Annotated in this window: 6 protein-coding genes and 1 tRNA gene; 5 read left to right on the top strand and 2 right to left on the bottom strand. The window is 75.2% G+C overall.

Going from position 1 to position 9365, the window contains the following annotated elements; translation table 11 throughout:
- Both CTKZ_RS11025 and CTKZ_RS11020 read left to right on the top strand, forming a co-directional pair.
- Positions 1–295 (top strand): MarR family winged helix-turn-helix transcriptional regulator (locus CTKZ_RS11025; RefSeq protein ID WP_124342994.1); only part of this gene is annotated, 295 nt, incomplete at its 5' end.
- 175 nt (positions 296–470) lie between these two features.
- Positions 471–4679 (top strand): S8 family serine peptidase, encoded by a 4209-nt coding sequence (locus CTKZ_RS11020; protein WP_124342993.1) that lies wholly within the window; start codon positions 471–473, stop codon positions 4677–4679.
- A 51-nt stretch (positions 4680–4730) separates the two neighbouring features.
- Here the strand turns inward: CTKZ_RS11020 and CTKZ_RS11015 are convergent, their stop codons facing one another.
- Entirely contained in the window at positions 4731–5333 is a 603-nt protein-coding gene (locus tag CTKZ_RS11015; RefSeq protein WP_124342992.1) for a GNAT family N-acetyltransferase, read from the bottom strand.
- A gap of 179 nt (positions 5334–5512) precedes the next feature.
- Here CTKZ_RS11015 and CTKZ_RS11010 point away from each other — a divergent pair.
- A tRNA-Gly gene (locus CTKZ_RS11010) sits at positions 5513–5586 on the top strand.
- A 71-nt stretch (positions 5587–5657) separates the two neighbouring features.
- Here the strand turns inward: CTKZ_RS11010 and CTKZ_RS11005 are convergent.
- Positions 5658–6023 carry a nuclear transport factor 2 family protein gene (locus CTKZ_RS11005; RefSeq protein WP_124342991.1) on the bottom strand — a complete coding sequence of 122 codons (366 nt, stop codon included), beginning with the start codon at positions 6021–6023 and terminating at the stop codon, positions 5658–5660.
- Positions 6024–6220: 197 nt separating this feature from the next.
- Between CTKZ_RS11005 and CTKZ_RS11000 the strand changes: the two genes are divergently transcribed.
- Both CTKZ_RS11000 and CTKZ_RS10995 read left to right on the top strand, forming a co-directional pair.
- A complete protein-coding gene (locus CTKZ_RS11000) occupies positions 6221–8011 on the top strand; it encodes an alpha/beta hydrolase (protein WP_124342990.1) in 1791 nt (596 codons plus the stop codon).
- A gap of 282 nt (positions 8012–8293) precedes the next feature.
- Positions 8294–9365 (top strand): pyridoxal phosphate-dependent decarboxylase family protein (locus tag CTKZ_RS10995; protein WP_148090485.1); only part of this gene is annotated, 1072 nt, incomplete at its 3' end.

The raw sequence follows: 9365 nt of genomic DNA, 5'->3' as shown, positions 1-9365 counted from the left end.
CGCGCGCCGGACCGGCCAGCACAAGCAGGTCGTCGGGACGTCCGTCGACGAGCTCGAAGCCCTCGGCTATGTCGAGCGCCGCACGGACCCCGCCGACCGGCGCGCCAAGCTCGTGGTGCCCACCGCCCGCGGGCGCGACCACCGCCGGGTCCACGCCGCCATCCTCGACGACCTCGCGACACGCCACCGCGACGCCGTCGGCGAGCGGATCTTCACGCTCGCCGTCCGCGTCCTCACCGACGTCGCCGACCGTCAGGAGCGCTGGCGGGACGCGCATCCGACGGACGACGGCTGACACCTGACCGGCCCAGTGCCGGACGTCCGTTCGGATCACCCGCCCCTTCACCCGATCGGGTGCGGCCAGGCCGCCGACGTGCGCCTACGCTGACGAAAATCCGGACCGTCCGGTCACGCGCGCCGTCGCTGCGGGCACGCGGGCCCCAGGTCGTCCGACCACCACAGGACCGACGATGCTGAAGTCACGCCCCGCCGTCGCTGCGCTGACGCTCGCGCTGACCGCCGTCGCGCTCACGCCGCTCGCCGCCTGGAGCGCGCCCGCGCCCGTGTCCGACCCCACGACCGGTCCCGTGCTGCACGCGCGCGACGACCTGCCCGCGTACGAGCCGCCGCCCGCGACCGACGTCCAGCCCGACCAGGTGCTCGTGCGGTTCGCGCCCGGCGCGTCGAGGTCGACGCAGTCCTCGACGCTGTCGGCCGCCGGCGCGGCGACCACCGGCGAGCTCGTCCCCGGCACCCGGTTCGTCGCGGTGCCCGTCGGTGACGAGGACGCCGAGGAGGTCGCCGCACGCCTCGCGCAGGACCCCGACGTCGCCGAGGTGCAGGTCGACCACGTCCGGCACGCGTTCGGGTGGACCAACGACCCGCTGCTGTCCTATACGTGGCCGTACCTCGACCTCACCCGTCAGCCGCGCGCGTGGGAGGCGACGCGCGGGCAGGGCGTCGTGATCGCGGTCCTCGACTCCGGTGTCGCGGGCGCGCACGAGGACCTCGCCGGACGCGTGCTCACGGGCAGGGACTTCGTCGACGCCAGCGGCGCCAACACCGACCCGAACGGGCACGGGACGATGGTCGCCGGGACGGCCGCCGCGATCGGCAACAACGGCAAGGGCACCGTCGGGGTCGCGTACGGCGCGACGATCCTGCCCGTCCGCGTCCTCGACGCCGCCGGGAACAGCACGGACTCCCGCGTCGCGAGCGGCATCGCCTACGCGGTCCAGGAGGGCGCCGACGTCATCAACCTGTCGCTCGGCGGGCCCGGCACGTCGCAGGTGCTCTTCGACGCCATCGACGCGGCGGTCAACGCCGGCGTCGTCGTCGTCGCGGCGGCCGGCAACGAGGGCGACCAGGTGCGGCAGTACCCCGCGGCGTACGCCCCGCAGATCAAGGGCCTGCTGTCCGTGTCGGGCACCGACTACGCCGGGGCGCTCGCCGGCTGGTCGACGTGGGGCGACACCGTCTCGATCGCAGCGCCCGGGCACGACGTCGTCGGCCCCCGCGCCCAGGGCGGCTACTCCATCGGCTCCGGCACGTCGTTCGCCGCACCGGCGGTCAGCGGCGCCGCGGCCCTCGTGCTCGCTCGTGAGCCGGCGCTGTCCCCCGACCTCGTCGAGCAGCGCCTGGTGTCGACAGCGCGCGACGCAGGCCCGCGCGGCTACGACCCGTACTACGGCGCGGGCGTGCTCGACGTGGCCGCCGCGGTGACCGCCGTGGTCACCCAGCCATCGGATCAGCGCGCGGCCGCGGGCGTCGCGCTCGACCGCGCCCCCGCCGACCCGGGCTCGAGCGACGACACGCCCGTGACGGCCCGTGCGCTGTCCAGCGGTTCCACCGCCACGGCCACGCTCTCGCCCGAGGGCGACGTCGACTGGTACTCGGTCGCGCTCCCGGCCGCGGGCACGTACCGCGCGCACGTCGGCCAGACCTCCGAGGGCGACCCCGCCGCGGGTCCGCTGCTCGACCTCGTCGTGGAGGTCCAGGACACGTCGGGGGCGGTGCTCGGGCGCGCGGATGACGGCGACGAGACCGAGCCGGAGGACGTGTTCGTGCAGGTCGCCGCCGCGACGACGGTCCTCGTCGGCGTGTCGAACGCGAACGGCTCGGCGCCCGCCGACCGGACCTACGAGCTGCGTGTAGAGCAGGGCCCGACGGCGCCGTTCACGCCCTCCTTCACCCCGCCCGCGGACCCGGCGCGCACGGACGTCGGCGTCCTCGCGGCCGGTGACGTGACGGGCGACGGCAAGGACGACGCGGTCACGGTCGAGCCCCGGGGCGGCGTCTACGTCTACCCGGGCAAGGGCGACGGCACGCTCGCGACGCCCGTGAACGTGCCGGTGCCGGGCATCGTGATCGACGGCCACGGCGTCGCGGTCGCGGACTTCACTGGCGACGGCAAGAACGACGCGGTCGCGACGACGTCGACGGGGTTCGTGCTGCTCACGCAGGCGGCGGGCTCCCTGGGCGTGGCGGGCCAGACGCCCGTGACCTTCGGCGGCGCGGCGTTCGGTGGCTTCGACATCGCGGCGGTGAAGTGGGACGCCGACAGCTTCGTCGATGTCGTCGTCTCGACCAGCCGGCCGAGCATCCAGGTCTTCCGCGGCAACGGCAGCGGCGTGTTCACCCCGGTCGCGGAGGCCCTGACGACGCAGTCGGCGCAGTACCTCGCCGTCGGCGACGTCACCGGAGACGGCAGGCCCGACGTCGTGACGACGCACGCCGTGCACCCGCAGGCGGCCGACGGCACGCTCGCAGCCCCCGTGGCCATGCCGTCCGCAGGCGGTCCGCTCGTGACCGCGGTCGCGGTCGGCGACGTCACGGGCGACGGGCGGGCCGACGTCGTCCGGCTCAACGGCAGCGCGGTCCGCGTCGACGCCGCCCTCGCCGGCGGTGGGTTCGCAGCGACCAAGGAGTACCCGGCGGGCGGCGAGTCGGGGGGTGACCTCGTCATCGGGCAGATCGACGCGGACACCCGCAACGACGTGCTCGTGTCGAACGCCTTCGACATGCGCGTGAGCCTGCTGCGTCAGAACAGCGACGGCACGCTCTCCGCGCCGATGCCGTCGCCGATCGAGCAGACCGTGTACGACCGCCCGGGGCAGCTCGCGCTCGCGAAGCTCGACGGTGACGCGCGCGTCGACGCGGTCCTCGCCGAGGGAGGCGTGATCGCGCTGCAGCAGACCGTCCCGTCGGGGTCGACGTCGCGCGGCTGGCTGCGGTCCACCAGCATCGCCCCTCACGCGTCGGGCGTCGCGGTCCAGCCGACGATCCGCCTCGGCTTCGCGCGCGACCTGGCGACGGTCACGAAGGCAACCGTGCGGCTGCTCGACGGGACGGGCGCCACCGTCGGCACCGCCGCGCCCGTGTGGGACGGCGCCACGAGGACGGTCAGTCTCACGCCCGACAAGAACCTCGCCGCGGGGCAGCACTACTCGGTGGTCGTCTCGGGCGTCACCGACGGCGTCTCGAACGCGACGCTCCCCGCCCCGATCCGCATCCCGTTCACGGTCGCCGCCGGCGGCGACCGCTACACGCCGGTCGAGCCGTTCCGCGTCGTCGACACCCGCGACCCCGCGACCCCGGGGACGTACGGCGCGGTCCGCTCCGGCCAGCGGCTCGTCGTGTCGCTCGCCGGGCTGCTGCCGCCCGACGCGACCGCGGTCGTCATGTCGATCACCGCGACCCGGCACGACTCGCTCGGCAACGTGCGCGCGTTCCCGACGGCCGCCGACGGCTCGGGCCCGACGCCGAACTCGGCGAACCTCAACGTCGTCCCGGGAGTCGACCAGCCGAACCTCACGACGGTGCAGCTCGGTGCGGGCCAGACGCTCGCGGTCATGCCCGAGGGGCCCACGACGCACCTGATCCTCGACGTCTTCGGGTACTACAGCCCGGGCGGCGCGAGCGGCTACGTCCCGGTCACCCCGCGCCGCGTGCTCGACACGCGCAACGGCACGGGCGTCCCCGCCGGAGCGGTCACGGGTGGTCGGTGGGTCGACCTGCAGGTGAGCGGGACCGGCGGGGTGCCCGCGGACGCGACGGCCGTCGTCCTCAACGTCGCGGGCACCAACGTCCAGGGCGCCACGTTCGTCAGCGTGCTGCCGACCCCCGACCTCGGCGAACCGTGGTCCGGGCCGTCGACCTCGAACCTCAACCTCTACCCCGGCCGCGACCAGGCGAACCTCGTGACCGTCAAGGTCGGCGAGAACGGCCGCGTGCGCTTCTGGGTCAACCAGAGTGCCACGCACCTCGTCGCGGACCTCGCGGGCTACTACACCGCGACCGGCACCAACGGTCTCGTGCCCGTCGCACCGACCCGCGTCGCCGACTCGCGCGTCCCGCTCGGCTTCAGCGGCATCCTCCGCGCGGGCCGCTCGATGGACGTGAAGATCGGCGGGACGAGCGCGGTGCCCAGCCAGGCGACCGCCGCGGTGGTGAACCTCGCGGGCGTCCAGCCGCCGGGTCTGACGCACGTGCGCGTCTTCCCGACGACGGTGCCGGCGTCGCTGCCCGAGGTCGCGAGCATCAACCTCGTGCCCGGCCGCGACGAGTCGAACATGGCGATCCTGACGCTCGGCGTCGACGGGAAGTCGACCTTCTACGCGCAGTCCTCGGACGTGCACATGGTCGTCGACGTGTTCGGCTGGTTCCGCACCTACCGCTGACGCCGCGCCGACCCGCCGCACCGCGGCCGCGGCGGGGCCGGGCGGTGCTCGTCAGAGGTCGAGGACGAGCGTCGCCCCCCAGTCGTGCGTGCGCTCACGCCGGAACCCGACGCGCTCGTAGAACGCGATCGCGCCGGTGTTGCGCGCGTCGACGCCCAGGTGCAGGCCGGTCACGCCGCGGGCCCGCAGCGCGTCGGCCAGCGCCTCGATGAGCCGGCGCCCCCAGCCCTGCCCCTGGGCGCGCGGCAGCAGGTCGATGTGCAGGTGGGCGGGGTACCGGTCGTCGAGCTCGTCGGGGCTGCCGGCCCACTCGTGGATCCGGCGCACGAGCACGTGGTCCTCGGTGCCGTCGCCCGGGTCCTCGCCGACCGGGTGCTGCGCGCGCAGCGTCGGCCACCAGTGGGCCTCGAGCCACGCGTCGAACGTCGGGGTGTCGGCGGTGCCGACGACGTAGCCGAGCACGCCCTCGTCGTCGGCCACGACGAACGTGAGGCCCGGGTCGGCGACGGGGTACGGCCCGGCGTAGAGGTGCGCGAGCAGGTCGGGGTTGCGGTACAGGTGCGTCGCGTCGCCCCCCGCGGCTCCCGTCAGCAGGCAGATGCGGTACATCGCGGCCAGGTCGGACGGGTGGTACGGGCGGAGCACGGCAGCCATGCGCCCGACCTTCTCACGGGCGCCGCGGGAGCCGGGCCGGTTCGGGTGCGGCGGGGGTGCGGACGCGACTTCGCGGGGCACGCCGTGCCGGGTATGCTGTCCGGGCCGACGACGGCGACCGACGTCTCCGGGGCTCGCGAGCCCCTGACGAGCGCAGAGGTCACCGGCCGGACGGTCACGCGGGTGTAGTTCAATGGTAGAACTTCAGCTTCCCAAGCTGATGGCGCGGGTTCGATTCCCGTCACCCGCTCCACGCGATCGCCTCGGCCGGTACCCCTCGGGTGCCGGCCGTCGTCGTTCCCGGGTCGCGTGTGCGCGGGCGCGCTACTCGGCGGCGGGGTTCCAGCCCGGCATGCCCGGCCAGTGCGCCCACTCCTCGAAGTGCCGCACGCGGCCGTCGCCCGCGAACCGCAGGATCCACAGGTCCCGGTACTCGTGCGGCTCGTCGCCCCCGTAGTGCACCTCGACCCGGACGACCGCGGTGTCGCCCTGCACCGCGACGGGTTCGGCGCGCATCGTGAAGGGCGTGTCGTCCGACCAGAACTCGCGGACGGCCTCGAGGCCGTCGAGCCCGTCGTCGTAGGCGGACCGCAGGTAGCGCACGTCGGCGGTGAAGAGCTGGTCGAGACCCGCGACGTCGTTGCCGCGCCACGCCCGCTCGTACCCGTCGACCCACGTCATGACGTCCATGGGGTCGAGTGTCGCGCCCGGCACCCGGCTCCGCACCGGCAGGCCCCCGACCAGGGCGGACGTCCAGTTGCGCACGTCCCGTGAAGGGCCCGGTGAGGCCCTTGTGGCGCGCGCGAGGGCGTCGAGAGGGTGGGGGCGGCGCGTGCCGGCCAGCAGGCCGCACAGGGGCGGCCGACGGCACGCCGGCAGGGGGAAGCATGCAGTTGCGCAGATCAGCACGCACGCTCGTCGCGGCGCTCGCCGCACTCACCGTCGCCGCCGCGGTCGTCCCGACCGCGACCGCCGCGTCCGCGGCACCGACCGGCGGCGACAGGACGTCCCGCTCCGAGGCCGCACGCGTCGACCGCGTGAAGGTCCCCGACCTCGGCTGGTTCGACTGCAGCCCGCTGTTCGGGTCCACCGCGCAGTGCGGGGTGGCAGCGCTCCCGCTCGACTACGACGAGCCACGCGGCGCGACGACCGAGGTCGCGGTGCTGCGGATCCCGGCGACGGACCCGGCACGGAAGATCGGCACGCTGTTCCTCAACCCCGGCGGGCCGGGCGGGTCGGGCGTCGAGATCGCGGCCGCCGCGCCGCAGTTCCTGGCCCCCGAGCTGCTCGCGCGCTTCGACGTCGTGGGGATCGACCCGCGCGGCACGAACTTCAGCAGCAACGTGCAGTGCTTCAAGGACGTCGGCCAGCAGGCGGCAGCGGTCTCGGGGCTGACGGGCGTCGCGTTCCCGGTGGGCTACGCGGAGACGAAGGCGGCGGTCGCGTCGTCGGAGAAGTTCGGGCGCGCGTGCTCGACGACCGGCAAGCCGCTGTCCGGGTCGATGTCGACGGCCGAGGTCGCGCGTGACATGGACGTGCTGCGCCGCACGTTCGGCGACGCGCAGCTCACGTACCTGGGCTTCTCGTACGGGTCGTACCTGGGCAGCGTGTACGCGAACCTGTTCCCGGACCGCGTCCGAGCGCTCGTGATCGACGGCGTGCTGGACCCGACCGCGTGGGCGGGGACGCCCGCGACCGCGTCGGTGCCGCAGACCCAGCGGCTGCGCTCCGGCGAGGGCGCGTGGAAGGCGCTGCAGGAGATCCTCGACCGGTGCGCCGAGGCCGCGGACGTCTGCCAGACGGCGGCGCTCGGCGAGCCGCACGCGGTGTACGACGGGGTGATCGACGGGCTCAAGCAGCAGCCGGTGGACATCATCGACCCCGACACGGGCGAGGTCGTCTTCACGCTCACCTACGCGACGTTCGTCTCGTTCCTGCTGTCCGACCTGTACGCGCCCGACGGCTGGCAGTGGGTCGACTCCGACATCTCGTTCGTCGCGTCGCTCCAGGCCGGCGGCACGGGCACGCCGGAGGGCGCCGAGGCGAACGCCGCCCTCGTCGAGCGGTTCCGCACGCTCCAGGCGGAGCAGGACGCGGCCGCGGCGCAGGAGGCCGCGCAGCGCGCCGCGCTCGGCCTCGGCTTCCCGTACCCGAACGGGCTCGACGCGTTCCAGTCGGTGCTGTGCACGGACGGGCTCAACCCGTCGAAGGCGTCGCAGTGGCCCGCCGCGGCCAGGCGGGCCGACGCGGACGCCCCGGGCTTCGGCCCGCTGTGGACGTGGGCGTCGGCGCCGTGCGCGTCGTCGACGTGGACCGTCCAGGACGAGGACGCCTACCGCGGCCCGTTCTCGCGCTCGTCGGCGCACCCCGTGCTCGTCGTCGGCAACTACTGGGACCCGGCGACGAACTACGAGGGCGCGGTCGGTGCCGACGCGGTCCTCGGCAGCAGCCGCCTGCTGTCGAGCGACAGCTGGGGTCACACGGCGTACGGCACATCGGCGTGCGTGACCGACGCGGTCGACGGCTACCTGCTCGCCGGGACGCTGCCCGCCGAGGGCACGGTGTGCGTGGGTGACGCGCAGCCGTTCGTCGTGCCGGACCAGGCGCGCAAGGCCGCCCCCCAGCGGGCGCTGCCGCCGGTCGTGCCGCCGCTGCCGGGGGCCGCACCGCGAGGCTGACGCCGTCGCGCCACGCGGGACACGAGGGCCGGGTGCCGTCCGACGGTGCCCGGCCCTCGTGCATGTCGACACCCGCGGCCGCGCGCGTCGTGGCCTGGCCGCGTGCGCACGACGGTCACCGATCTCGCACGTCGGCGTCGGTCGTCACGCGTCAGGCCCGCGCGTTGACGGCGCCCGGGCGCGGGAGAACACTCCGAAGCATGCGGACCCCCGCGGGCGACGGCGCCCGCGGCGCGGCGGGTGCGCGGCCCGGGCGGCCGGCGCACCACGGACGAGGTGCCCATGTCCCCGGTCGACGACTACCGCGACCTCCTCGACGCTGCCCGGCACCGGGCGGTCGAGTGGCTGGACCAGGTGCCGGAGCGGCCGATCCCCCCGGCGGCGGACGTCGGCGAGGTCAAGGACGCGCTCGGACGGACGCTGCCGGAGTCGACGCAGGACCCGCGCGCGGTCCTCGACCGGCTCGCCGACGCGGTCGAGCCGGGGCTGCTGGCCAGCCAGTCGCCGCGGTTCTACGGCTGGGTCATCGGCGGCACGTACCCGGTGGCGCTGGCCGCGGACTGGCTGGTGAGCACGTGGGACCAGAACGGCGGCATGCGGCACTCGTCCCCGAGCACGACGGCCGTCGAGGACCTCGCGGGCGAGTGGCTGCTCGACCTGCTGGGGCTGCCCGCGGCGTCGGCGGTCGGTTTCGTGACGGGCGCGACCACCGCGAACCTCGTCGGGCTGGCCGCGGGGCGTGAGCACGTGCTGCGCAAGACCGGCTGGGACGTCAGCACCGAGGGCCTCACGGGTGCGCCGCGCGTGCGGCTCATCGCGGGTGCGGAGCGGCACGGGTCGGTCGACCTCGCGGCGCGCTACCTCGGGCTCGGTGCGGCGCGGCTCGTGCCGTCCGACGACCAGGGACGCATCGCGGTCGACGCGCTCGCGGACGCCCTCGCCGACGGTGACGGTCCGGCGATCGTGTGCCTGCAGGCGGGCAGCGTGCACTCGGGCGCGTTCGACGACGTGGGCGCGGCGGTCGCGGCCGCGCACGAGGCCGGCGCGTGGGTGCACGTCGACGGCGCGTTCGGGCTGTGGGCGGCGGCGTCGCCGCGCCTCGCGCACCTCACGCACGGGTACGAGACGGCGGACTCGTGGGCGACGGACGCGCACAAGACGCTCAACGTGCCGTACGACAGCGGCATCGCGATCGTCGCCGACCGGGAGGCGGCACGGACCGCGCTCGGCATCCGCGCGAGCTACCTCGTCGCGGCCGAGACGAGCGACCCGCACGAGACCGTCCCCGAGATGTCGCGCCGCTCGCGCGGGGTGCCGGTGTGGGCGACGCTCGCGTGGCTCGGGCGGCAGGGGG

The sequence above is a fragment of the Cellulomonas algicola genome, from assembly GCF_003851725.1.
Taxonomy (GTDB): Bacteria; Actinomycetota; Actinomycetes; order Actinomycetales; family Cellulomonadaceae; genus Cellulomonas; species Cellulomonas algicola.
The sequence above is the reverse complement of the archived record's forward strand: the minus strand, read 5'-3'. Positions and strand labels throughout refer to the sequence as shown.